The sequence below is a fragment of the Cellulosimicrobium cellulans genome, assembly GCF_042723955.1.
Classification (GTDB): Bacteria; Actinomycetota; Actinomycetes; order Actinomycetales; family Cellulomonadaceae; genus Cellulosimicrobium; species Cellulosimicrobium cellulans_H.
Map to the genome: position 1 here is coordinate 1 of NZ_JBHXIC010000020.1, position 24,305 is coordinate 24,305.

Below are 24,305 nucleotides of genomic sequence, written 5' to 3' on the forward strand. Positions count from 1 at the left end.
TAACCCCGCTACCCCCGGCCGGTGCCGGGCAGGCGATCACTGCTCCCCCCCGCCCCCCCTTGTCGGTTTCCCGGCACGGGGCGGGCCTGGCGTCGTGTCGTGCGGGGAGTCGTCGGTCAGGCGGCGAACGTCGCCCACACGGTCTTGACCGTCTCGGTGCGGTACCACCCGACGTCCAGCGAGAGCTGGCGGGCCATGTGGAGACCGACGCCACCGGCGCCCGGGATGCGGCGCCCGGCGTAGACCGGCTCGTGCGAGACGTCGTGGTCGGCGACCTCGAGGAGGAACCGGTCGTCGGTGCGAGCGAGTCGCACGATCGTCGGCGGCAGCCCGTGACGCAGTGCGTTGGTCGCGAGCTCCGACGCGATGAGGACGAGCGTGTCGGGGGTGGCGGACAGCCGCCCGGTCGTGACCACGCCCTCCGCCTCCAGGGCCTGGACCACTCCGGAACGGAGTGCCGAGAGCCCCTCGGTCGTGCTCAGCACCCACTCCCTGACGGGGCGGTAGCCCTCGGGAGGGTGGGAGGTGGCGAGATCGTCGTCGTCGGTCGGGACCGCGATGGTCGGCAGGTCGTCCATGGAGCCCCCCGGTCTGTCGGTGCCCGTCAGGCGTTGCGTCGGTTCCCCTTGGTGACCGCGCCGTAGATCCCGAGCGTGATCAGCGAGCCGAGGATCGCGAGGAGCCAGGTCCGGAAGTCGCCGAGGTCACCCAGCGGCGTGCCGAAGAAGACCGAGCCGAGCCACCCACCGAGCAGCGCCCCGAGGATGCCCAGCAGGATCGTGATGATCAGCGAGCCCGTCTGCTTTCCCGGCAGCACCGCACGCGCGATGAGACCGGCGACGAGACCGAGGACGATGTACGCGAGCCAACCCATGGATTTCTCCTTTTTGTCTGCTGTGCGAGTTTTGCCCCCAGATCCGTCAGCATGGCAGGGACCGTCGGGACTCGCACGCCGACGGCTCGCGCCCTACGACGCGTCGGGGAGGCCCGTCGCCACGGGGGGCTGGTCGGCTGTCGTGCGGAAGGAGTCGAACCAGCGGTCGAACTCCGCCGCGATCTCGTCCGGGTGCATGCGCAGCGTCTCGGCGGGGCTGCGAGCCTCGCGTCCGGCGACGTACAGCTGTCGAACCATCTCGGTCGTGGGTGTCCACGCTCTCATCGGGTGTCCTGTCCAGGGGCGGCGGGAGGGGGAACGCGCGGCTCAGCCGGCCGAGCGCTCGTGCGGAGGGTCGGGGTCCGGGGCGTCCGCAGCGGTCTCGACGAGCTCGACGAGCTCGAGCGCCCCGCTGAACTCGAGCAGCTGGAGCACGTGCCCGGGCGTGCGCAGGAGCCGGGGGCGGTACCCCGTCCTCGTCCCCATGAGGACGAGGTGGAGGCCGCCGGAGTCCATGAACGTGACCCGCGAGAGGTCGATGGTCCACGGCCGGTGGCCGATCGTCGCGGCGAGGCGCTCCTTGACCGCGTGGGCGACGGAGAAGTCGATCTCTCCCCACATCACCCAGTGCCGCGCGTCGTCCTCGATCTGGACGCCTCCGGTCACTCCGTCCTCCATCGTGGAAGGTCTCCCTTCTCGTGAGCGGGACGACGATACGTGCCACTCGTGTCGTTCGCCCTCCGGGGCGCCCTGTGGTTCGCGCGATGCCCCCCGAGAGGCGCTCGCGGACGAGCCACGGGTGCGAGCCGGCGCCCCCGGTGCCAGGCTGGGTCGGTCGCCTGCTCACCCCCGACGTCGAGCCGATGGAGCCACGATGGTCACGCAGCGCACGTACCCGCACGGCGTCCCGTGCTGGGTCGAGGTCGAGACGCGCGACGTCGACGCGACGGCCGCGTTCTACGGGGAGCTCTTCGGGTGGCGGTTCGTCGAGCAGCCCGCGCGCGGAGGCGCGAGGTACGTCGTCGCGTCCCTGGACGGCACCGACGGGACGGCGGTCGCCGCGGTCGCGGGCGTGACCGGCCTCGACACCGCCCGCTGGGTCACCTCCGTCGCGGTCGACGACGTCGACGCCGCGGCTGGCCGCGTCGTCGACCTCGGCGGCACGGTCCTCGAGCCTCCCGCCGACGTGGGGCCGGCCGACCTGCCCGCCGGTCGCGCCGCGAGGGTGCGCGACCCGCAGGGGGTCGAGAGCCGGCTGTGGCACGCGGGCGCCCGGCCCGGCGCGCAGCGCGTCAACGAGCCCGGCACGTGGAACTTCAGCAACGTCCTCACGCCCGACCCCGCGGCGGCGCTCGCGTTCTACGGCGCTCTCCTGGGCTGGGCGGTCGACCCGGACCTCGCGGCGGGCATGGCCCGCGTGCCGGGGTACGGCGACCACCTCGCACGCACGTCCGACCCGGGCATCCACGAGCGCCAGGAGGGCTTCGCCCCGCCCGGCTTCACGGACGCCGTCGCCGGGATCGTGCCCGACGACGGCCCGGCACGCTGGTCCGTCGCGTTCGCCGTCGCGGACCGCGACGACGCGGCCGACGCCGCGCGGGACGCGGGCGCGACCGTGCTCGGGACGACGGAGGACCCGTGGGCGCGGCACGCGACCGTGCGAGACCCGCAGGGCGCCGTCCTCACCCTCTCCGAGTTCGCGCCGCAGGCCTGAGGACGACCGCGACCTGCGCCCCCGTCAGGGCGTCGTGGCGCCGGCGACGTTCACCATCCACCCGACGCCGAACCGGTCGGTGACCATGCCGAACTCGTCGCCCCACGGCGCGGTCTCCATCGCCATGACCTCGTGCGCGTCCTCGGACAGCGCGGCGAACCAGGCACGGAGGCGCTCGCGGTCGTCGGGGCCGCCGAACAGCGCGACCGACGCGTGGTCCGTGAGCGTCGTCCCCGGCGGGACGTCGGAGGCCATGAGCGTCCCGGCGCCCTCGATCGGGAGCTCGAGCTGCGAGTGCATGACCTTCTTCGCCTCCGCCGGGTCGTCCACCGGGCCGATCGACTCGTAGGTGCTGATGTCCGGCGTGACGCCGAACACGGTGCCGTAGAACTCCATCGCGTCACGCGCGTCGCCGTCGAAGTTCAGGTAGGGGCTGAGCCGAACGGCCATGATGGCCTCCTCGTCGTGGGTGCGGGCCTGACTCTGTGTGGACGGTCCGGCACGTCCGGACTGAGCGGTCCTCCGCCGCGGCGACGGGCCGGTCTCGCCCGCGGAGCACCGGACCGGCATGCGGCGCCGGTCGGCTAAGGTGTGCGCGGCCCGACGGCGCGGCCACCGGACCGCGGGCCGCTCACCCGCGTGCGGCCCACGGACCGAGGAGCGCGACAGGGGGCCCAGGACGTGCAGCGCAACCTCGTCCACGTCTTCGACGTGACGGGCGCGGACCCCCTGCTGCTCGACGACGACGCGACCGTCCGCGGCTGCCTCGACGCGATCGTGCGGCACGCGGGGATGACGCCGCTCGGCGAGGCGTCCCACCGGTTCGAGCCCCAGGGCACGAGCGTCGTGCTCCTCCTCGCGGAATCACACCTCGCCGTGCACACGTGGCCCGAGCACGGCACCGCCTACGTGACCCTGACGACCTGCCGGGCCCCGGCGTCCGCCACCTTCACCGACGACGTGAGCGCCCTGCTCGCGCACGCCCTGGGCGCGGCCGAGGTCGCCGTGCGGAGCCTCGTGTGAGCCGGACCCGCCCGCGGCTCGCGATGCGGGTCGGCGAGGATCTCGTCGGCACGCCGCCCCAGCGGGCGACGCCGCGCGCCGTCGCCGTCCTGTCGACCGTGCACGGCGGTACCACGTTCACGTGGGAGGAGTGGCAGCTCCTCGGCCACGACGGCTCGGACGTCTGGGTCGAGTACGACCACGACACGCGCGACGTCACGCTGCTGCACCCGACCGAGGCGTGGCCGCCGGTCGTCGACCTCGCGGGGCTGCACACCGGGCGCACGCTCGGCCTGCGCCTCGACGGGCGGCAGTACTCGCTCGTCGTGCGCGAGCGCGGCACCGGCCGGGTCGAGCACGTCGAGGGGCAGTTCGCCGAGCCGTTCGTCGTCGGGCAGCAGGTCGAGTACGTCGACCTCTCGGCCCACGGCACGGTCGTCTCGATCGAGCGCACGACCGGCCCGCTCGGTCCCGTGACCGCCGTCTACCGCGGCCGGCGCCTCGACGTCGCGGAGCAGCGCCGCCTGTTCGGGCGCCGTGTCGCGCCGCGCACGCTTCCCGGCGGCCGGTTCGTGGCCTTCGCGGTCGCGGCCGTCGTGCTCGTCGGGCTCTTCGCGTCCTGCACCGCGCGGGCCGCCTCCGACGACGGGTCGTGCACGCCCCGCACGGTCGAGACCGTCGCCCCGTCCGGCCAGGTGACCACCACCGAGCAGAGCGGCACGTGCGTGCGCCGCTCCGTGTACGGCGGCGGTGGCGGCGGGCTCGGCAAGTGACCCGCCCGACCGTCGGACCCCTCGTCGAACCCGCACGCCCGACCGCCCGTCCCACGACCTGACCCCGGGAGACACCGTGATCGCAACCGCCGCCGCCCCGCTGGCGTTCCTCTGGTCCTTCTTCTCGACGATCCTCTACTCGGCGCTCGGCATCGTCCTGCTGCTCGTCACGCTCGTGGTCGCGAACAAGGTGTTCCGGCTCAACCTGCACCGCGAGCTCGTCGACGAGCACAACGTCGCGTTCGGCGTGATGATCGCGGGCCTCGCCGTCGCGATCGGCCTCATCATCGCGGGGACGATCAGCTCCTGACCGTGCTCGACCAGCAGGAGCTCCCGCCCGGGCGTCCGCCAGAGGCCGACGCGGACGACGTCGCACCCCCGGCCGGGCGGTCCGGCCGCGCGCGCACCATGGACCGGCCGACGGTCTTCGCCGCGGCCCTGCTCGTCGCCGTCGGAGGACTCGTCTACGAGCTCATCCTCGGGACGGCGGCGTCCTACCTGTTCGGCGACTCCGTCGTCGCGTTCTCCGTCGCGACGGGGCTCACGCTGTTCGGCATGGGCCTCGGCTCGCTCCTCGCGCCCCGGCTCCAGCGCACCGCGGGGCTGAGCTTCGTCCGCAACGAGCTCGTGCTCTCGCTCCTCGGCGGGACGTCGGTGCTCGCGCTGTTCTGGGCGTACGCGTCGACCGAGCTCGCGTGGGTCGTGTTCGTCGTCCTGTCGCTCGCGATCGGCACGGCGATCGGCGTCGAGATCCCGCTGCTCGTCGCGGTCCTCAAGGAACGGGGGAGCGAGGGTTCCGTCTCGCTGCTGTCGAAGGTGCTCGCGCTCGACTACTTCGGGGCGCTCGCGGCGTCGCTCCTGTTCCCGTTCCTCCTGCTCCCGTACCTCGGGCTCGTCCGCACCGCGTTCGCGGTCGCGGTGCTCAACGTCGCCGTCGCGGCGTTCATGCTCGCGCGCATGGGCCACCCGCCGCGGTGGACCGCCCTCGCCGCCGTCACGCTCCTGGTGCTCCTCGCGGGGTTCGCCGCGTCCACGTGGCTCGAGACGCGCATCAGCGCGGGGATGTACCAGGACCCGGTCGTGGCGCAGGAGCGCAGCGCCTACCAGCAGGTCGTCGTCACCGAGTACCGCGGCGACACCCGCCTGTACCTGGACAACCAGCTCCAGTTCTCGTCCGTCGACGAGGCCCGGTACCACGAGACGCTCGCGCACGCGGCGATGACGTCCGTCGCCGCGCCCGCGTCCGTCGCGATCCTCGGCGGGGGCGACGGGCTCCTCGCGCGCGAGGTGCTCCGGTACGACTCGGTGCAGGAGGTCACGCTCGTCGACCTCGACCCGGCGGTCACCGACCTCGCGCGCGAGAACCGGCTCCTCACGGGCCTCAACGAGCACGCGCTCGACGACCCGCGCGTGAGCGTCGTCAACGCCGACGCCTTCCGGTGGGTCGAGGACACCCCGCAGACGTTCGACGTCGTGCTGGTCGACCTCGTCGACCCCTCGACCGAGCGCGTCGCCAAGCTGTACTCGCAGGAGTTCTACGGCATGGTCGCCGCGCACCTGCGGCCGGGCGGCGCGTTCGCGACCCAGGCGACGTCCACCTACTTCACGCCGGACGCGTTCTGGCAGGTCGTGTCGACCGTCCGCGCCGCGGCGCCCGACCGCGCGGTCGTGCCGCTCACCGTCAACGTGCCGTCGTTCGGCGAGTGGGGCTTCGCGCTCTCGGTGCCCGACGTCGTCCCCCCCGGCCTCTTCGCGCGCACGCCCCTCCCGGAGGGGCTGCGGTTCCTCGACGCCGCGTCGCTCGCCGCGACCACGCACCTGCCCGCCGACAACCCGCCGCGCGACCTGCCGCCGTCGACCCTGCTCTCCCCGACCGTGCAGCGCACCTACCAGGAGGACATGCGCGCATGGCGTTACTGACGCACCGTCTCGTGGGAACGGCGTGGTGAGCGCCGTGCAGCCCGATCTCGGCGCGTTCGATGCCCCAGCCCGTGCCGTCCCCCGGGTCACCCTGCCCGATCCGCTGCGCGGGGAGCGCCGCACCCTGCTCGTCGCCACGGTCGTCAGCGTGCTCGCAGGGCTGGTCGGTGCGGCGCTGCTGGGCCTCGGTCTGCAGGACTCGAACAGACTGACCGACTTTCTGGTGCTCGCGGGCGTCGTGGCTGCGCCGACGAGCGTCTTGTCTCTCCTGCAGGTCAGCCCGGCGGCGGCCTCACGGATCAGCCGGTTCGCCGACGACAACGGGTGGCGCTTCGCCGCGCTCGTGGACTCGCCGGGCCACACCGGGAGCAGCTTCAGGGTGGGCACCCGGCAGCAGCGGCTCCTGGTGGTTCGGGGAGAGCTCCACGGCCACGCGGTCGAGATCGGCAACCTGCGATACAGGATCGGCTCGCGGCGCGCGCCCTTCATCCCGGCCGGCTACGTGGCCGTCCCGCTGCCTGCCCGGCTCCCGCACGTCGTCATGACCTCACAGCGCGCCCTGCGTGTGCGGGTCGCGTTCCACCCGCGCGCCGAGGACCGCGTCGCGCTGAGCACCGACGGTGCGTTGCGGGTGTACGCGCGGGAGGAGACCGCGCACGTCGTGCGGTCGATGCTCACGCCGGACGCCCTCCAGGTCTTCGCGCGGCTGAGTCGCCGGTACTGCATCGAGATCGTGGACGGCTCGATGTTCCTGCACGCACGGTCGCCCCTGGCGACAGGCTCGGGACGGCGTTGGGCCAGCGTCCTCGCCGACGTCGCCGAGGTCTGTGCCCTGCTCGACGCGTCGCCGATCTGGTCGGTGCTGCGCCACCAGCCCCGGCGCGCCCTGCAGTCGCTGCCACGGCTGCAGACCGGCTTCGACGAGACCCGCGTCAGGACGATCACCCTCCTCGCCTTCGGAGCACTGATGGCCGTGGTGACCCTGCTGGTGGTCTGGGTGTGGACCTGGTGACCTCGTGACCCGACCCGAGAAGTGTCCGCGCCTCGCGCCGCGGTGCCGTCCCTAGCCTCGGGCGGCCGTCGTCGCGGGTACCAGCGCGTCGAGCGCCGCGAACGGGTCGTCCGGGCGGGCGGGGTCGGGGCTCGTCGCGACGAGCACGACGCTCGACACCCCGCCCGCGCCGAGCTCGGCGAGCCGGGCGCGGAAGGCGTCGGGCGGCCCGACGACGGCGAGCTGGTCCACCCACGCGTCCGGCATCGCGGCGGCGAAGGCCTCGGGGGAGTCGCTGGCGTCGCGCAGGGCGCGGAAGTCCTCGGCGAACGGGAGCGGGTCGATCTGCGCCGACCAGTCCGCCTCGCCCAGGACCGCGAGGTTCGGCCGCACGATCGCGCGGGCGGTCGCGACGTCGTCGTGCACGGCGCCGATCGCGAAGGCGACGACGCGGTGCTCGGGCGGGGCGGCGTCGCCCGCGCTCGCGCGCCCGGCGTCGATCGCGGCGCGCGCGACGGCCAGGTACTCCGGGGTCACGGGCATGTCGAGGATCGTCCCGTCGGCGACGCGGCCCGAGACCTCGAGGGACCGCGGGCCGCGCACCCCCGCGAGCACCGGCGGCGGCGAGGCGGGCGGGGCGTGCAGCGCGACGTCGTCGACGGTGACGTACCGGCCCGAGGCGGTGACGCGCTCGCCGTGCAGCAGCGCCCGCACGGCCGACGTCGTCTCCTCGAGCATCGCGAGCGGGCTCGCGGGCCAGACGCCGATCTGCCGCATCCACGCGGGCATGCCGTGCCCGAGCCCCAGGTGCAGGCGGCCGGGGTGCAGGGCGGCGAGCGTCGCGGCCTCCATCGCGGCGGTCGACGGCGCGCGCGTCGCCGCGGGGAGGATCCCGATGCCGACGGTGAGGCGCTGCGTCGCGGCGAGGACGGTCGCGGCCTGCGCGATCCCGCCGTGGAACGTGAGGTCCTCGACGACCCACACCTCGTCGAGCCCTACCTCCTCGGCGCGGCGCGCGAACGGCACGATCTGGTCGGCGGGCAGCTCGCGCGGCAGGATCACGCCGAGCGTGGGGGTCGAGGTCGCCATGCCGCGACCGTACCGTGACAGCGCTCCCACCTGCGACGTCACCGCCGACGACCGCAAAGCCCTGGCCGCGGCCGGAGCTCGGCGCCTACCGTCGGGGCATGACCGCGCTCGACGACGCCGCCCTCGCCACCCTCGACACCCATCTGCGGGCGGCGGCCGACGCCGACGCGTTCTCCGGCGTCGTGCGGATCGAGCGCGACGGCGACCCGCTGTTCGAGCGCGCGTACGGCGTCGCGTCGCGCCGCTGGGGCGTCCCGGTCCGCACGAGCACGCGGTTCGACGTCGCGTCGGTGACCAAGCTGTTCACCGCCGTCGCGGTGCTCCAGCAGGTCGGGGAGGGGCGGCTCGGGCTCGACGACCGCGTCCACGATCACGTCGACCTCGCGGGCACGACCATCCCGCGCGAGGTGACGATCCGGCACCTGCTGACACACACGTCGGGAATCGCCGACGACGCCGACGAGGAGGCGGGCGAGTCGTACGAGGCGCTGTGGGTCGACCGGCCGAGCTACTCCGTGACGCGCACCGCCGACTTCCTTCCCGGCTTCGTCCACAAGGAGCCGAACTTCCCGCCCGGCGAGGGGTGCCGGTACTGCAACGTCGGCTTCGTCCTCGCGGGCCTCGCGCTGGAGTCGGTCATCGGGACGACCTACCGTGAGTACGTGCGCGAGCACGTGTTCGCCCGCGCCGGCATGGACCGCTCCGGGTTCTTCCGCATGGACGAGGCCGAGCCCGACGTCGCCGAGGGCTGGGAGCCCGTCCGCGAGGGCCCGGAGGACGAGGGGCCCGTCACCGGCTGGCGGCAGAACATCTACTCCTACCCGCCCGTCGGCTCGCCCGACGGCGGGGCGCACGTCACCGCGCGCGACCTCGCCCGGTTCTGGGCTGCGGTCCGCGGGGGCGAGCTCCTGCCTCTCGACCTCACGCGCGCGTTCCTCACGCCGCAGGTCAAGCACGACGACGGCGACACGGACGAGACGGACGAGAAGGACGCGCCGGGCGCGGAGCGGGCCGCGAGCGTGCGCTACGGGTTCGGGCTCGAGTTCGAGCTGCTCGCCGACGGGTCCGTGCGCTCCGCGTACAAGGAGGGGATCAACACGGGGTCGAGCGCGATGCTGCGCCACTACCCCGCCCCGGTGGCCCCCTCCGACGGCCCCGACGCGCTCCCGCCCGCCGGGGCGCCGGGCGTGACGGCCGTCGTCGTGTCCAACGGCGAGGCGGGCGCCTGGGACCCCGTGCGACGGATCGACGCGCTCGTCCTGGGGTGAGCGAAGAGCTGCCCTCGTGCGCCGCGTGCCATGTGCAAACGTAGGTCGCCATTCGGCGTAACCTTCCGGGGTGACGAGTCGAGGACACCAGCCGCCGGTGCTGTCGGACGTGGCAGAGCTTGCCGGCGTGAGCATCTCGACGGTGTCGAGGGTGCTCACCGGGCGCACCCCGGTGAGCTCTCGGCTCAGGGACAAGGTGCAGGCGGCGGTCTCGGAGCTCGGCTACCGGCCCAACGCCGCGGCCCAGACGCTCGTCAGCGGACGGCGTTCCACGGTGGCGGTCCTCGCGAGGAACACGGTGCGGTACGGCTATGCCGCCACGCTGCAGGGCATCGAGGAGGCCGCACGGGCGGCGGGGTACGTGGTGTCGATCGCGGTCGTGGAGTCGGAGGCGCCGCGCGACCTCGATCGCGCGGTCGACCTCGTCCTGTCGCAGTCGCTGGCAGGAGCGATCGTCGTGGAGTTCGACTCGCTCGGCGTGCGTACGCTCGAGTCGTTGCCGGACGCGCTGCCCGTCGTCGCGGCGGCCGGCGCCAGACGCCGGCCGGGCCCGCGCCCGCACGCGTTCCTCGACGACCAGGCGGGCGGTGAGGAGGCGACGCGCTACCTCCTGGGGCTGGGACACCGCACCGTGCACCACGTGGCGATCCCGTCGACACGGCCGCGCAGCGGTCGTACCTGGGGCTGGCGCCGCGCGCTCGAGAGCGCGGGCGTCGACCGGCCTGACGTGATCCAGGCGAGCTACGACCCGGACTCCGGGTACGAGGCGGGGCTGGTCCTCGCGGCGGACCCGGCCGTCACCGCCGTGCTGTGCGGCAACGACGAGCTCGCCATCGGCGTCATGCGCGCACTCGCGGAGCAGGGCCGGAGGGTGCCCGAGGACGTCAGCGTGGTCGGCTTCGACGACCAGCCGTTCGCGCGCATGTGGAGCCCGCCCCTCACGACGGTCGCCCAGGACTTCGTCGATCTCGGGCGCAGGACGTTCGGGATGCTGGCGCGCTGGGTGGAGACGGGCGAGCGCCCGGAGGACAGCGCTGCCAAGCCTGAGCTGGTCGTTCGCGAGAGCGCTGCGCCTCCCCGCGCCTGACCCTCTCGCCGTCCCCCATCCCGCCTCCGGCGCGGCTCGTCGGCGCGCCGTCCGGGTCCGCGCGCCGACGGACACATTCTGACCAACGTTTGCAGAGCCACGGATGTGTGCGCTAACTTCTGACCAACGTTTGCAGGACCCGCACCGATGCGGGGCGACGAGGGAGTGCGCGTACGTGGTGAGCACAACGGTGGCCGAGGACGTCCGAGACGCGGGCGGCACCCATGCATGGCCTCGAGTGGTGCGTCTGGCGGCGGCCGGCACGGCCGTCGTCCTCCTGCTCCCCGAGGACGGCCTCCCCGAGATGCTCCACTGGGGGGCGGACATCGGGGAGAGCCCGGAAGACCTCGAGGACCTCGAGAGGGCGACCCGGCCGGTCCTCGCGACCAACGGCGTCGACCACGGGGTGCGCGTCGCGCTCCTGCCGGAGTCCTGGACGGGCTGGACGGGGACGCCCGGGCTGTCCGGCCACAGGGCCGGCGAGGGCTGGTCGCCGCGGTTCCGCCCGACGCGGGTCGACGTGGACCAGCTCCCCCAGGGCGGCTCGGTCGTCGTCCAGGCGCACGACGCGGTGGCCGGGCTCCGCCTCGGGCTGGAGCTCGAGCTGCTCCCCTCGGGTCTGCTCCGGCTGCGCGGGCGGCTGACCAACGTGGCGGGCCGGCCGTACACCCTCGACGGCCTGCGCCTCGCCCTGCCGGTCCCCACGAAGGCGGACGAGCTCCTCGACCTCGCCGGGCGCTGGGCCAAGGAGCGGGTGCCGCAGCGGTCCCCGTTCGTCGTCGGATCCCACGTCCGAGAGGGGCGGCACGGTCGGACCGGTGCGGACGCGGCGACGGTGCTCGTCGCCGGCGAACCCGGGTTCGGCTTCGAGTCGGGGGAGACGTGGGGGGTCCACGTGGCCTTCAGCGGCAACCACGTCACGTCCGCCGAGCGGACCTTCGACGGACGCCGCCTCCTGCTCGGCGGCGAGCTGCTGCTGCCCGGCGAGGTCGAGCTCGCCCCGGAGGAGTCGTACACCGGCCCGTGGATCTATGCGAGCTATGCGGACGGGCTGGATGCGCTCGCCGCCCGGTTCCACGACCACCTGCGCTCGCGCCCTCGGCACCCGCGCTCGCCGCGCCCCGTGGTCATGAACGTGTGGGAGGCCGTCTACTTCCACCACGACCTCGACCGTCTCAAGGAGCTCGCCGACCTTGCCGCGGAGGTCGGGGTGGAGCGGTTCGTGCTCGACGACGGGTGGTTCGGGGGGCGTCGCGACGACACCACGGGCCTCGGCGACTGGGCCGTCTCCGAGGAGGTCTGGGGCGACGGACGCTTCGCCGAGCTCGTCCGGCACGTCAAGGAACTCGGGATGGAGTTCGGGCTCTGGTTCGAGCCCGAGATGGTGAACCTCGACTCCGACCTCGCCCGGCAGCATCCGGAGTGGATCCTCCAGGTCGAGGACCGGCTCCCCGTCGAGGCGCGTCACCAGCAGGTGCTCGACCTGTCGCACCCGGGGGCGTACGAGCACGTGCTGTCCAGCGTCGTCGGCGTCGTCCGCGAGCACGGGGTCGACTTCGTCAAGTGGGACCACAACCGCGACCTCGTCGACGCAGGGTCGACGCGGACCGGTCGCGCCGGGGTCCACGAGCAGACGCTCGCGGCCTACCGCCTCATCGACGAGATCCGCGAGCGGTGCCCGGGTCTGGAGATCGAGTCGTGCTCGTCCGGCGGCGCGCGCGTCGACCTCGAGATCCTCGAGAGGACCGACCGGGTCTGGGCGTCGGACTGCATCGACGCCCACGAGCGGCAGCAGATCCAGCGCTGGACGGCGCAGCTCCTGCCGCCCGAGCTGGTCGGCAGCCACGTGGGGGCGGACCGGGCGCACACGACGGGCCGCCGACTCGACCTGTCGTTCCGGGCCGCGACGGCGATCTTCGGTCACTTCGGCATCGAGTGGGACCTCTCCGAGGCGACCGAGGCGGAACGCAAGGAGCTCGCCGGCTGGGTCGACCACTACAAGCAGGTGCGCCAGCTCGTGCACACGGGTCGCGTGGTGCGTCGTTCCCTCGAGGGCGGCGACCTGTGGTTGCACGGCGCGGTGAGCCCGGACCGCACCGAGGCCCTGTACGGGCTCACGCTCCGCGAGCGCCACGTCACGTGGCCCGCGGGCCGGGTCCGGCTGCCCGGGCTGGACCCCGACGCGACCTACCGCGTCCGCCCGTCCGGCCCGGCCGTGGTCCGGGGGGACGACCCCCGCTCCGCCCCCGCGTGGTGGGAGGACGGTCTCCGGCTCAGCGGAGCCGCGCTCGGCTCCGTCGGCCTGAGCGTCCCGGCGCTCCATCCGGACCAGGCGGTGCTGATCCACGTGGAGGTGGAGCGATGAGCGCCCAGACGAGCACGAGATCGCCCGCACCGCCGCGGGCGGGCCGACGGCTGTCGCAGGACGTGCGGAACCTCCCGGCGGCCCTGCTGTTCGTCCTGCCTGCCGGCATCGGGTTCGTCGTGTTCTTCCTCTGGCCGACGCTCCGGGGGATCTGGCTGAGCTTCACCGACTCGACCGCGTTCGCCACGGGTGGCTTCGTCGGGCTGGAGAACTACCAGCGGATGGCCGCGGACCCGGTCTTCTGGAACGCCTTCAAGGTGACCATCTGGTACGTGCTGCTCAACATCGGGCTCCAGACCGTGCTCGCCGTGGTGGTGGCGGTGCTCATGCACCGCCTCACGCAGTCCATGGTGGTCCGCGGCATCATCCTCACCCCGTACCTCGTGTCCAACGTCGTCGCGGCGATGCTCTTCCTGATGCTGCTCGACTACCAGCTCGGGTTCGTGAACGAGCTGGTCGAGACCCTCGGCGGCGACCGCATCATGTTCTTCGGCGACCAGTCCCTCGTGATCCCGACGATCGCTCTGGTGAACGTGTGGAGGCACCTGGGGTACACGGCGCTGCTCATCTTCGCGGGGCTGCAGACGATCCCGGAGAACCTCTACGAGGCGGGCCGCGTCGACGGCGCGTCCGAGCTGCGCATGTTCCGGTCGATCACGCTGCCGCTCCTGCGCCCGCACCTCGGCCTCGTGCTCATCGTGACGATGATCGGCTCGTTCCAGGTGTTCGACACCGTCTCGGTCGCCACCCAGGGCGGGCCGGCCAACGCCTCGAACGTCATCCAGTACTACATCTACCAGGTCGCCTTCAGCCGCGGGTACGACTTCGGGTACGCGTCGGCCATGTCGGTCGCGCTGCTCGTCGTGCTCGCCGTGATCGCGATCGTCCAGTTCCGGCTCACCCGGGCGAACCAGAACGACATGGCGTGAGGTACCGATGACCACCACAGCTCCCGCTCCCGTCGCGACGCCGACCGGACGCGTCCGCACCGAGCCGGCACCCCGCCGACGCCGACGCCGCACCACCCCGGGCCGGGTGCTCGGCTGGGTCGTGCTCGTCCTCCTCATGATCGTGACGCTCTTCCCGTTCTACTGGATGCTGCGGACCGCGCTGTCCACCAACGCCGCGCTGCCCGGTGGCGCGGCGGACCCGCTCCCCGTGGGGTTCAGCGGGGAAGGCTTCCGCCGTGCGCTCGGGCTCGCCACGGCGCAGGAGTCGCTCGCCGACGGCGGGTCCGGCGCCTCGATGGACTTCCCGCGGTACCTCCTGAACTCCGTCGTCGTCGCGACGCTCGTCACGGTGTGCCAGGTCTTCTTCTCGGCGATGGCGGCGTACGCGTTCGCGCGGCTGCGCTGGCCCGGGCGCGACGTCGTCTACGCGGTCTTCCTCGCCGGCCTGATGGTCCCGACCATCTTCACGCTGCTGCCGAACTTCCTGCTCGTGCGCGACCTCGGCCTGCTCGACACGCTGCCCGGCATCGCGCTCCCGACGATGCTCATGACCCCGTTCGCGGTGTTCTTCCTCCGGCAGTTCTTCGCCGGGATCAGCTTCGAGATCGAGGAGGCGGCGAAGCTCGACGGTGCGGGCCGGTTCAGGACGTTCTTCACCATCGTCCTGCCGATGGCCTCGCCCGCCGTGGTCACTCTCGCGGTCCTCACGTACATCACGGCGTGGAACGACTACCTGTGGCCCTTGCTCGTGAGCCAGTCCGACGACTCACGAGTGCTGACCCTCGCGCTCGGGATCTTCCGGGCCCAGTCCCCCCAGGCGTCTCCGGACTGGGCCGGCCTGATGGCGGCGACGCTGCTCGCAGCGCTGCCGATGCTCCTGCTCTTCCTCGCCTTCGCGAAGAGGATCGTCAACTCGATCGGCTTCACGGGAATCAAGTAGCCGCTCGGCACCAGGGGGCTCACGGGTACGGCGGCCGTCGGACCCGACAACCATTCCGCACCATCGACGCGGATGTCTGCGAAAGGGAACAACGATGCGCAAGTCTGTCCACGTCGCGGTGGCAGGATCCCTGGTCCTGGCCCTCGGCGCGTGCTCCTCGGGAGGCGGCTCGGGCTCGGGCGGCTCCGGTGAAGAGATCTCGTACTGGCTCTGGGACTCGAACCAGGTGCCCGCCTACCAGGAGTGCGCGGCCGCGTTCACGGAGCAGAACCCTGACACCACGATCAAGATCGAGCAGTTCGCGTGGGACGACTACTGGACGAAGCTCACGGCCTCGTTCGTCGGCGGCTCGGGTCCCGACGTCTTCGTCGACCACCTGTCGAAGTACGGCGAGTTCGCCGCGCAGGGCCAGATCGTCGCCCTCGACGAGCTGGTGGAGAAGGACTCGGTGGACACCACGGTCTACGCCGAGGGCCTCATCGACCCGTGGCGGTACGCCGACGGCTCGCTGTACGGCCTCCCGAAGGACTGGGACACGACCGCCTTCTTCTACAACGAGGCGCTGGTCGCCGACGCCGGCTACACGGCGGACGACCTCTGGGCGGCGGACTGGAACCCCGAGGACGGTGGCACGTTCGAGCAGATCGTCGCGCACCTGACGGTGGACGCCAACGGGGTACGCGGTGACGAGGCCGGGTTCGACAAGTCGAACGTCGCGGTCTACGGCCTGGGCATCAACCCGAACTTCGAGGAGACGGGCCAGATGCAGTGGGCCAACTTCACGGGGTCGCTCGACTGGGACTACCTCGACGAGAACCCGTGGGGCACGCGCTACAACTTCGACGACCCGGAGTTCCAGAAGGCGGTCGACTGGTTCTACGGCCTGGCCGACAAGGGCTACGCGCCCGCGGCGGGGGTGTTCTCCGAGGAGACGCTCACCCAGGTGGGTTCCGGCAAGGTCGCCATGGGGACCAACGGCTCCTGGGCCACGGGGACCTTCATGGCGCTCGAGGGCATGGAGGTCGGGATCGCGCCCGGACCCGTCGGGCCGACGGGTGACCGTGCCTCGGTCTTCAACGGCGTGGCCGACTCGATCAGCGCGTCGTCGAAGAAGCAGGACGCGGCCTGGGAGTGGGTCCAGTTCCTCGGTTCCAGCGCGTGCCAGGACATCGTCGCCGAGCACGCCGTCGTCTTTCCCGCGATCCCTGAGTCTGCGGACAAGGCGCTGGCCGCGTTCGAGGCGAAGGGCTGGGACGTCTCGGCGTTCTTCAGCTACCGCGAGGAGGGGCGCACGTTCCTCCCGCCGATCACGGTCCGCGCCGGCGAGGTGAACGCCATCGCGTCGGTCGCGTTCGAGGACATCGCTCTCGGCAACAAGGACGCGTCGTCGCTGACGGAGGCCAACGAGCAGATCAACGCGGTCCTCGCGGACTGAGCACCAGCACGACGGCGGGGTGCGGCGGCGGCGCCGCGCCCCGCCGGTGGGGCGGTCGTCCCGGTCGCCCCGCGTTCCGACACACGAAGGAGTGTGGACAGATGCACGGCAAGAGAGCGGACGGCGGGCGCAGGATGCTCCGCCGACTCACGGCAGGACTGACCGCATCAGTGGTCGCCGCCACCGGAGCGGTGACCCTGCTGCCCGGTGCGGCGGCCGCCGAGGACGTCGAGGTCCTCGCGGTCGACCTGTCGGCGTCGACGGGCGCGGTGCAGGGCGGAGCGTCGGGCATGCTCTACGGCCTGGGCGACGACGGCGTGCCCACCGACCCGATCATCGCGGGGGCGCGCCCGACGAACGTCACCCAGAAGGCGCCCCACGGAGCCCAGCACCCCAACGGTGACCCCCTCGACGTCGAGCGCTCGCTGTTCGAGAACGGGGGCGAGTACCTGATGGTGAACATCCAGGACTACTACCCCGACTGGGCCTACAACGGCGGCAAGCGCCCCGAGGACTTCGACACCTACCTCGACATCGTCCGCACCGTCGTGACGAGCATCGTCGAGGAGTCCGACTACCCCGAGCGTTACGTCTTCACGCCGTTCAACGAGCCCGACGGCATCAACTGGTACGGCGACTGGAACGTCATGCGGGACACGTTCCTCGCCGACTGGAAGGCGGCGTACGAGACCATCAAGGAGATCTACCCGGAGGCGAAGATCGCCGGACCCGGTGACGCCTGGTGGCACGGGACCAGCACGCGCCAGATCCTCACCTACGCGAAGGCGAACGACGTCCTGCCGGACCGGTGGACCTGGCATGAGCTCGGCGTCGAGAACCTCGCCACGTTCCGTTCGCACCTCGCGGAGTTCCGACAGATCGAGCGGGAGGTCGGGGTCGGCCCGCTCCCGGTGAACATCACCGAGTACGCGATGCGCCGCGACATGGGCGTCCCGGGTCAGCTGGTCCAGTGGATCTCGATGTTCGAGGACGAGAAGGTCGACGCGCAGACGGCGTACTGGACGTTCGCGGGCAACCTCAACGACAACATGGCCAAGAACAACGCCGCGAACGGCGCGTGGTGGCTGCTCAAGTGGTACGGCGACCTCACGGGGGAGACCGTGGAGCTCACGCCGCCGGCGCTGAACACGGTCGACACGCTGCAGGGGCTCGCGGCCCTGGACGCGGAGAAGCGCCAGGCGACGGTCCTGTTCGGCGGCGGCTCGAAGGACGTCCGCCTCGACGTGTCGGGTATCGACGCCGAGGTGTTCGGCGACGAGGTCGACGTCCAGGTACGGCGTGCGGAGTTCACCGGGCAGGAGGGCGAGGCGCTGGCGCCGCCGGTCGTGGTGGCCGAGCGCGCGACAGTGGTCGACGGCGCGGTGCAGGTCGTGGTCCCGAACCGCGACCGTCACTCGGCGTACCAGGTCGTGGTGACGCCGGTCCTCGACAAGGCACCGGTCGTCGACACGACGTGGAAGCAGCGTGTCGAGGCGGAGTCGACCCGGCTGTCCGGCCTGACCGTGGTGGACCGACCGGCCGGTGACGCGTGGACGTTCGCGGCCTCGGGGGCCAAGGACGTGCGCGGGTTCACGTCGGCGGGGGCGTCGGCGTCGTGGACGGTCGACGTCCCGACGACGGGCACCTACCGCCTGGGCGTCATCGCGGGCGTGAACGGGCCGAACGTGGGACCGGGGTCGCACGCGCTGTTCGTCGACGGTGCCCCGGCGGGGACGGTCCGCTACGAGGCCGGCTTCTCGGACTCCTACCGCGGCAAGGCGGAGGTCCTGGTCGAGCTCGAGGCGGGTGCGCGTGAGCTGTCGGTGCGAGCGAGCGCCGACGGGTCCACGGTGCTGCCCGGCGCGAACGTCACGCTCGACCGGTTCGACCTGGAGCGGGTGGACGGTCCGGACACGGCGACCTACCCGGCCCACCTCGCCCGCCTCGAGGGTGCGTCCGTCTCCTACGACGCGGGCGAGGCCGGGCAGGTGCACGTAGGCGGCCAGGGCACGGCGACGTTCTACGTGGCCGCACGCGAGACGGGGTACTACGACGTGTCGCTCGACTACTCCACGGACGCGGCGACCGCGGTGGGCCTGCGGCTCAACGGTCGTGAGGTGGCCGGTCTCGCGGCGGACGCCGCGGGCACCCGCACCTCGACGGCGCGGGTGCACCTCGCGAAGGGCATCACGCAGCTCACGGTCACCTCGCCCGAGGGCATCGCGCTCCGGTCCCTGACGACCACGCGGGCCGCCGGGTCCGACGCTGCGGCCGAGACGGTCGAGGCCGAGGACGTGCTCCAGCTCTCGGGTGGCGCGCGCCTCGAGTCGGTGGCGCAGCCCACTGACGTGTCGGGACAGCAGGTCTCCTGGCTGGGCGGCAGCGCGCAGAGCGTCGCGGTGTGGCCGCGCGCGGAGGGCGTGGGCGCCGGCCAGTACGACCTGGTGGTGCGGTACGCGAACGCGGAGAAGAACACCGGGCACGCGTACAACACCGACGTCATCACGCGCTTCCTCGACGTGAGCGAGGCCGGCGGCGGCACCACACGTGGCGCCTTCCGGCACAACTACTCGTGGAAGGGCTTCTGGACCCACACGGTCGCCCTCGACCTGACCACGGACGACGGGGCCCTGACGTTGGGCAACGCCACGGGCTGGGCCCCGAACCTGGACACCCTCGCCCTGGCGCCGCTGGTGCTGGACGTGACCAACTCCGGTTCCTCCGCGGGCGTCGCCCTGGACGTCCAGGTCCAGCCGCGCTGCCTGGCTGGCAAGGCCTTCCTCGCGGTGCGCGCGACGAACCAGGAGCCGTCTGCGGTCGACCTCAGCGTCGTCACGGCCTACGGCACGCGCGAGTTCGCCGCTGTCGCTCCCGAGCGTTCCGGCTACCAGTCGTTCGCCACGCGCGCGGCCCGGCTCGAGGCGGGCACCGTCACGGTGGCGGGTGCGACGGACGGGCGCGACGGTCGGTACGACGTCTCGTACGACGCCCTCGACTGCGACTGACCGGCTGGTTCCCCGTCGTCAGCCACGTCGCTCGGGCCTCGCACATGAACGAGGCGAGGCCCGAGCGGCGGGTTCCGGGTCGCACGCACCACACGGACCTCGTGCGCGCGCTGCGGGAGCTCGGCGTGAGCGACGCCCTGTCCGTCGCGGCGGTTCGCGACGTCGTCGCCGACGTCGCGTTCGACGACATCTGGATCCCCTGGTCCCGCGGGTACGTCGCGCTGGCGCGCGCCGGGACCATCCATGCATGGATCCATCCCGGGTTCGTCGACGTCCGGTCCGGACCCGGAGGCGCGCACCGGATCGCGCTCCCTGCCCCTGGACCGGCCCGGCTGCGCGTCCAGCACCCCGACACCAGGCACGACGGCACCTTCGAGGAGGCCGCCATGACGACCGACCCGCGAGCCGCCTCCGTGCAGGGGGAGCCGAGGGGCGAGCGGCTGCTCGGTGCGGTCCGCAGGGAGCGCATCGTCGCCGCCGTGCGCGCCCGTGGCGTCGTCACGGTCGCCGACCTGGTGCGCGACCTCGGTGTGTCCGACATGACCGTCCGCCGTGATCTCGCCGCCCTCGCGGACCGCGGCCTGCTGCACCGCGTGCACGGCGGCGCGACGTCGGCCGGACGGCGGGGATCGGTGCACGTCCCGCGGCCGGGAGTCCCTCGCGCAGGCGACGACGCACGGGCGGAGGTAGCCGTGCGGCTGATCGAGCCCGGGGGCGTCGTCGCCCTGGGGCCGGGGACCACCACCCGGCTCCTCGCGGAACGGATCGTGGCTGACCCACGACTACGGCCCCTCACGGTCCTGACGAGCTCGACGGCCGTCGCGCGGGTGGTGGACTCCGCAGGGGACGGCCTGCTGACGGCGATCCTCTCCGGCGGCACGCGCACCGCGTCGGACGCCCTCGTCGGCCCCCTGGCACGGCGTGCGTTCGGCGAGCTCCCCAGCACGCTCGTGTTCGTCGACGCCTACCGGATCTCGTCCGACACCGGGGTGGCCGACCAGGGCCGCGACGAGGCGGACGTCAGCCGGGCCATGGTGCAGAGCACCGACCGGGTCGTGGTCCTCGCGAGCCGGTCCGCCTGGCGGCCTGGAGGGGGACACCCGTTCGCCGCGCTGGACGAGGTCGACGTCCTCGTCACGGACGACGCGGCGCCTGCGCGCGAGCGCGAACGGGCCGGGTCCGCCGCCGGGCACCTGCTGGTCGCACCTGCCGGGCAACCCCCGCCTGCGCGTCGTCCTCTCGTGCGCGGCTGAGACGGGCCGCGCACCCGACGAGACGGCCCGAGCCTCCGCACGAGACCTCCACACGGTCTCGCCCGCATCGGCCCAGCGGGGTCCCGACGCTCGCCTAGGCTCGTGAACCGTGCCCTCCGGACTCTCCGCCGCCCTCTCGGCAGCCCTGCCCGCCGCGTCGACGGCGGAGCCTGCGCTCGACGGCGTCGCCGGGTGGGCCGTGAACCTCATGGAGACGCTCGGCCCGGTGGGCGCCGCCATCGCGATCGCGCTCGAGAACCTGTTCCCGCCCCTGCCGAGCGAGATCATCCTGCCGCTCGCGGGCTTCACCGCGAGCCAGGGCAGCTTCGGCCTCGTCGAGGCGATCCTGTGGACGACGGCCGGGTCGATCGTCGGGGCACTGGCGCTGTACCTGGTCGGGGCGCTCGTCGGGCGCGAGCGCACGCGCTGGATCGCGGAGCGGCTGCCGCTCGTCAAGGTCGCGGACGTCGACCGCACCGAGCAGTTCTTCCTCAAGCACGGCGGCGCGACCGTCTTCTTCGGCCGCTTCATCCCGATCTTCCGCAGCCTCATCTCGATCCCGGCCGGGGTCGAGCGCATGCCGCTGTGGAAGTTCGTCGCGCTCACCGCCGCGGGCAGCGCGGTGTGGAACACGATCTTCGTCTACGCCGGGTACGCGCTCGGCGAGCAGTGGCACGTCGTGGAGGAGTACGCCGGCGTGCTCCAGAAGGTCGTCATCGCGGTCGTCGCGGCCGCGGTCGTGTGGTTCGTCGTGACGCGCGTCTGGCGCTGGGTGCACGACGACGAGCGGCCCGCCCACGCACGCGGCGGACAGGCGTCGTCGCCCGCACGCGACGACACCTGATCTTCTCCGCCGCCTGACGGGCTCGACACCCGGCCCCTCGGGGCGCACGCCGCCGCCGTGTCCCGAGGTCTGCCGCCCGCGCGGTCGGGCCGGGCCTGACGGATGATCGGAGCGTGCCCGACGAGACCCCCCGCGCGAGCGCGCCGCCGAGCCAGTCCTCGAGCGCGTCGTCCGACGCGTCCCGGGCCGCGCCCGACGCTGCGCTCGTCGCGACGGGGCGGCACTCCCCGCTCGCTGCCCAGCGGCACCGCGTCCGCGTCCGCCGGGTGGCCGCGACCGTCGTCGTGGTCCTCGCGGTCCTCTCGCTCGTGGGCCTCGTGGCGCGCCGGCTCTGGGTCCACCTGACGGTCTTCCAGGACTTCCTCCCGGGCGTCGAGGCGAGCAGCCGGGCGTCGAGCATCCTGCTCGCGGCCGTCGTCCTGCTCCTCACGGCGCGCGGGCTGCGCAACGGCCACCGGCTGTCGTGGGTCGTCACGTGCGCGGTGCTGGGGCTGACGGCCGTCGCGCACCTGGTGCACCACCGGCACGCGCTGCCGGCCGTCGTCGTCCTGCTCGCCGTCGGGTGGCTCCTCACGCAGTGGCGCGCGTTCCCCGTGCTGCCCACGCGGCGCGCGGTGCGCCGGGCGGTGCTGCTCCTCGTCGCGATCGGGGTCGCGCTCGTCCTCGTCGTGGTCGCGGTCGCGGTGGTGCTCGCGGCGCGCGACGCGGGCGACGCCGAGCTCGAGAGCGCGGCCCGCGTGCTCGCCGTCGTCGCGACGGTGCTCAACCTCGTGCTCGTGGTGCTCGTGCTCTGGTGGCTGCTCTCCCCCCGCTCGCCCAGGCCCGCGACGACGGCGGAGCACCTCGCCGAGCGGGAGAAGGCGCGCGCCGTCGTGACCGCGCACGGGGGCGGCACGCTCGACTACTTCGCCCTGCGTGACGACAAGGACTGGTTCTTCGTGGGCCACGGTGTCGTCGCGCACTCGGTCCGCAACGGCGTCTGCCTCGTCTCTCCTGACCCGGTCTGCCCGCCGGCCGAGCGCGAGCTCGTCTGGGCGGAGTTCCTCGACCACGTCGCACGCAACGGCTGGAAGGTCGCGGTCGTGGCGGCGGGGGAGCCGTGGCTGCCCGTGTACGAGGCATCGGGTCTGCTCCCGGCCTACCTCGGCGACGAGGCGACCGTCGACTGCCCGTCGTTCACCCTCGAGGGCAAGGCCCACAAGTCGCTGCGCCAGGCGGTCAACCGCGTCGCACGCGCCGGGTACACGACGACGTTCCACGACCCGACGACCCTCGACCCGGCGCTCCGCGACGAGATCGTCGCGATGAGCGACGAGTCCCGGCGCGGCGAGGACGAGCGCGGGTTCTCCATGACGCTCTCGCGCCTGTTCGACCCGCACGACACCGGGCTCATGCTCTCCGTCACGCGCTCTGCCGAGGGCCGCGTGGACGCGTTCTGCCAGTGGGTGCCCGCGAGCGACATCGACGGCTGGTCGCTCGACGTCATGCGCCGCCGCCTCGACGTCCCGGACCTGCCGAACGGCCTCGTGGACGCGACGATCGTCGCGACGATCGCGGAGCTCGTCGCGCGGGGCCAGCGCGGGCTGGGCCTCAACTTCGCCGTCCTGCGCGAGCTCATGGAGGGCGAGCGCGACTCGCGGCTCGACCAGCTCGTGCGTCCCGTCGTCAAGAGGTTCTCCGAGGGCACGCAGGTGGAGACGCTCGCGACGTTCAACGACAAGTTCGACCCGGGCTGGACCCGCCGCTACGTCGTCCTCGACTCGGCGGAGCAGATGGCCGCGCAGGCGCTCGTCATGGCCGGCGCGGAGGGGGTCACGGAGATCCCCGTGATCGGCCGGTTCCTGCGCGGGGTGGGCGCCGCGCCGGCAGAGGCCGCCGAGACGACGGCCGGACCCGCGGCATCCGGGGACGAGGCCTCGTGATCCTGTCCCTGCTCGCCGCCGTGGCCGCGAGCGTCCTGTACGCGGTGAGCACGATCATGCAGGCGGTCGCGACGCGACGCGCGCACGGCCTCGCGGCCGTCGCGCAGCCGCTCGTCATCGGCGGGCTCGTGGTCGACGGCGTCGCGTGGCTGCTCTCGCTCCTCGCCCTCGACCACCTGCCGCTGTTCGTCGTGCAGGCCGTCGTCGCGGCGTCGCTGGTCGTCGTCGTGCTGCTCGCGCGGCTCGTGCTCGGCGCGACGCTGCGCCGCACGGACCTCGTGGCGATGGGCGTCGTGGTGGCCGGGCTCGTCGTGCTCGCGCTCGCCGCGGGGGAGCAGCCCGCGACGCACCCGCCCGCGGGGTTCGTGACGTGGGTCAACGTCGCCGGGGCCGCCGTCGCGGTGGGCACGGTTGCCGCGTACCGGCGCGGGCACCCGGTGCTCCTCGCCGTGCTCGGGGGGCTCGGCTACTCCGTCGCCGCCGTCGCCGCGCGCGGCGCCCACGCGTCCGGCGACCTGCTCGACACCGTGTTCCAGCCGCTGGCGATCGCGATCGTCCTCGGCGGCGTCGCGGGCGCGCTCGCGTACCTGCGCGCGCTCGAGCGCGGCGCCGTGGGCACGGTCGCCGCGACCGTGTCCGTCCTCGAGGTGCTCGTCCCGGGGATCGTGGGGCTCGCGGTGCTCGGCGACGTCGTGCGGTCGGGCTGGGCCGTTCCCGCGGTGGTGGCGACGCTCGCCGCGGTGGGCGGCTGCGTCGTCCTCGCGACGAGCCCGGCGAACGCTGCCGCGGAGGAGTCGGCCCCCGCTGCCGCGGCCCCGGGGACGACCTAGGGTGGGCCGGGTCGACCCGCCGAACCCGGGGTCGCTCCCCGCA

At 73.2% G+C, this 24,305-nt stretch carries 23 protein-coding genes; 17 read left to right on the top strand and 6 right to left on the bottom strand.

What is annotated here, in order from left to right; genetic code table 11:
• Positions 1-116: 116 nt before the first annotated feature.
• From ACFWH7_RS07700 to ACFWH7_RS07715, 4 genes are all read right to left on the bottom strand, one after another.
• On the bottom strand, positions 117-578 hold the full coding sequence (locus ACFWH7_RS07700) for an ATP-binding protein (RefSeq protein ID WP_378215898.1): 462 nt from the start codon (positions 576-578) through the stop codon (positions 117-119).
• Positions 579-604: 26 nt separating this feature from the next.
• Positions 605-874, bottom strand: coding sequence for a GlsB/YeaQ/YmgE family stress response membrane protein (locus ACFWH7_RS07705; RefSeq protein WP_047231751.1), 270 nt, complete (start codon positions 872-874; stop codon positions 605-607).
• A gap of 93 nt (positions 875-967) precedes the next feature.
• Positions 968-1,132 (bottom strand): hypothetical protein, encoded by a 165-nt coding sequence (locus ACFWH7_RS07710; RefSeq protein ID WP_378215900.1) that lies wholly within the window; start codon positions 1,130-1,132, stop codon positions 968-970.
• 69 nt (positions 1,133-1,201) lie between these two features.
• Complete coding sequence (locus ACFWH7_RS07715) at positions 1,202-1,540, bottom strand: STAS domain-containing protein (protein WP_378215901.1); 339 nt, start codon at positions 1,538-1,540, stop codon at positions 1,202-1,204.
• A gap of 208 nt (positions 1,541-1,748) precedes the next feature.
• Here ACFWH7_RS07715 and ACFWH7_RS07720 point away from each other — a divergent pair, with 208 nt between their 5' ends.
• Positions 1,749-2,588 carry a VOC family protein gene (locus tag ACFWH7_RS07720; RefSeq protein WP_378215902.1) on the top strand — a complete coding sequence of 280 codons (840 nt, stop codon included), beginning with the start codon at positions 1,749-1,751 and terminating at the stop codon, positions 2,586-2,588.
• Positions 2,589-2,612: 24 nt separating this feature from the next.
• Here ACFWH7_RS07720 and ACFWH7_RS07725 read toward each other — a convergent pair whose 3' ends face one another.
• Positions 2,613-3,038, bottom strand: a complete 426-nt coding sequence (locus ACFWH7_RS07725) for a VOC family protein (RefSeq protein WP_378215904.1) — start codon at positions 3,036-3,038, stop codon at positions 2,613-2,615.
• A gap of 231 nt (positions 3,039-3,269) precedes the next feature.
• On the opposite strand from ACFWH7_RS07725, the gene ACFWH7_RS07730 reads away from it, so the two are divergent.
• The 5 genes from ACFWH7_RS07730 (at position 3,270) to ACFWH7_RS07750 (ending at position 7,295) form a co-directional block, all read left to right on the top strand.
• Positions 3,270-3,611 carry an S-adenosylmethionine decarboxylase family protein gene (locus tag ACFWH7_RS07730; RefSeq protein WP_378215905.1) on the top strand — a complete coding sequence of 114 codons (342 nt, stop codon included), beginning with the start codon at positions 3,270-3,272 and terminating at the stop codon, positions 3,609-3,611.
• Entirely contained in the window at positions 3,608-4,363 is a 756-nt protein-coding gene (locus ACFWH7_RS07735; RefSeq protein WP_378215906.1) for a DUF4178 domain-containing protein, read from the top strand. The genes ACFWH7_RS07730 and ACFWH7_RS07735 overlap by 4 nt, the downstream gene beginning before the upstream one ends.
• 76 nt (positions 4,364-4,439) lie before the next feature.
• Positions 4,440-4,673, top strand: a complete 234-nt coding sequence (locus ACFWH7_RS07740; RefSeq protein ID WP_047231757.1) for a DUF350 domain-containing protein — start codon at positions 4,440-4,442, stop codon at positions 4,671-4,673.
• 2 nt (positions 4,674-4,675) lie between these two features.
• On the top strand, positions 4,676-6,283 hold the full coding sequence (locus ACFWH7_RS07745) for a polyamine aminopropyltransferase (protein ID WP_378215908.1): 1,608 nt from the start codon (positions 4,676-4,678) through the stop codon (positions 6,281-6,283).
• A 25-nt stretch (positions 6,284-6,308) separates the two neighbouring features.
• Complete coding sequence (locus ACFWH7_RS07750; RefSeq protein WP_378215910.1) at positions 6,309-7,295, top strand: hypothetical protein; 987 nt, start codon at positions 6,309-6,311, stop codon at positions 7,293-7,295.
• A 51-nt stretch (positions 7,296-7,346) separates the two neighbouring features.
• Here the strand turns inward: ACFWH7_RS07750 and ACFWH7_RS07755 are convergent, their stop codons facing one another.
• Positions 7,347-8,363: an LLM class flavin-dependent oxidoreductase gene (locus ACFWH7_RS07755; RefSeq protein ID WP_378215911.1), complete on the bottom strand. Its 1,017-nt coding sequence runs from the start codon at positions 8,361-8,363 to the stop codon at positions 7,347-7,349.
• 98 nt (positions 8,364-8,461) lie between these two features.
• On the opposite strand from ACFWH7_RS07755, the gene ACFWH7_RS07760 reads away from it, so the two are divergent.
• The 11 genes from ACFWH7_RS07760 to ACFWH7_RS07810 all read left to right on the top strand — a co-directional run bounded on the left by ACFWH7_RS07760 (position 8,462) and on the right by ACFWH7_RS07810 (position 24,262).
• On the top strand, positions 8,462-9,631 hold the full coding sequence (locus tag ACFWH7_RS07760) for a serine hydrolase domain-containing protein (protein WP_378215913.1): 1,170 nt from the start codon (positions 8,462-8,464) through the stop codon (positions 9,629-9,631).
• A gap of 109 nt (positions 9,632-9,740) precedes the next feature.
• Positions 9,741-10,718 carry a LacI family DNA-binding transcriptional regulator gene (locus ACFWH7_RS07765; protein WP_378215980.1) on the top strand — a complete coding sequence of 326 codons (978 nt, stop codon included), beginning with the start codon at positions 9,741-9,743 and terminating at the stop codon, positions 10,716-10,718.
• A 178-nt stretch (positions 10,719-10,896) separates the two neighbouring features.
• Positions 10,897-13,083 carry an alpha-galactosidase gene (locus ACFWH7_RS07770; protein ID WP_378215915.1) on the top strand — a complete coding sequence of 729 codons (2,187 nt, stop codon included), beginning with the start codon at positions 10,897-10,899 and terminating at the stop codon, positions 13,081-13,083.
• Complete coding sequence (locus ACFWH7_RS07775) at positions 13,080-14,012, top strand: carbohydrate ABC transporter permease (protein WP_378215916.1); 933 nt, start codon at positions 13,080-13,082, stop codon at positions 14,010-14,012. The genes ACFWH7_RS07770 and ACFWH7_RS07775 overlap by 4 nt, the downstream gene beginning before the upstream one ends.
• Before the next feature lie 7 nt (positions 14,013-14,019).
• Positions 14,020-14,973 (top strand): carbohydrate ABC transporter permease, encoded by a 954-nt coding sequence (locus ACFWH7_RS07780; RefSeq protein ID WP_378215917.1) that lies wholly within the window; start codon positions 14,020-14,022, stop codon positions 14,971-14,973.
• Positions 14,974-15,067: 94 nt separating this feature from the next.
• Positions 15,068-16,408: an ABC transporter substrate-binding protein gene (locus tag ACFWH7_RS07785; protein ID WP_378215918.1), complete on the top strand. Its 1,341-nt coding sequence runs from the start codon at positions 15,068-15,070 to the stop codon at positions 16,406-16,408.
• 101 nt (positions 16,409-16,509) lie between these two features.
• The gene (locus ACFWH7_RS07790) at positions 16,510-19,413 is read left to right on the top strand and encodes a hypothetical protein (protein WP_378215919.1); all 2,904 of its coding nucleotides are present in this window, start codon (positions 16,510-16,512) and stop codon (positions 19,411-19,413) included.
• Between the two features lie 125 nt (positions 19,414-19,538).
• Positions 19,539-20,666: a DeoR/GlpR family DNA-binding transcription regulator gene (locus ACFWH7_RS07795; protein WP_378215921.1), complete on the top strand. Its 1,128-nt coding sequence runs from the start codon at positions 19,539-19,541 to the stop codon at positions 20,664-20,666.
• A gap of 208 nt (positions 20,667-20,874) precedes the next feature.
• Entirely contained in the window at positions 20,875-21,510 is a 636-nt protein-coding gene (locus ACFWH7_RS07800) for a DedA family protein (protein WP_378215981.1), read from the top strand.
• Between the two features lie 113 nt (positions 21,511-21,623).
• Positions 21,624-23,432, top strand: a complete 1,809-nt coding sequence (locus tag ACFWH7_RS07805; protein ID WP_378215922.1) for a bifunctional lysylphosphatidylglycerol flippase/synthetase MprF — start codon at positions 21,624-21,626, stop codon at positions 23,430-23,432.
• The gene (locus tag ACFWH7_RS07810; RefSeq protein WP_378215924.1) at positions 23,429-24,262 is read left to right on the top strand and encodes a hypothetical protein; all 834 of its coding nucleotides are present in this window, start codon (positions 23,429-23,431) and stop codon (positions 24,260-24,262) included. The genes ACFWH7_RS07805 and ACFWH7_RS07810 overlap by 4 nt, the downstream gene beginning before the upstream one ends.
• Positions 24,263-24,305 lie beyond the last annotated feature (43 nt).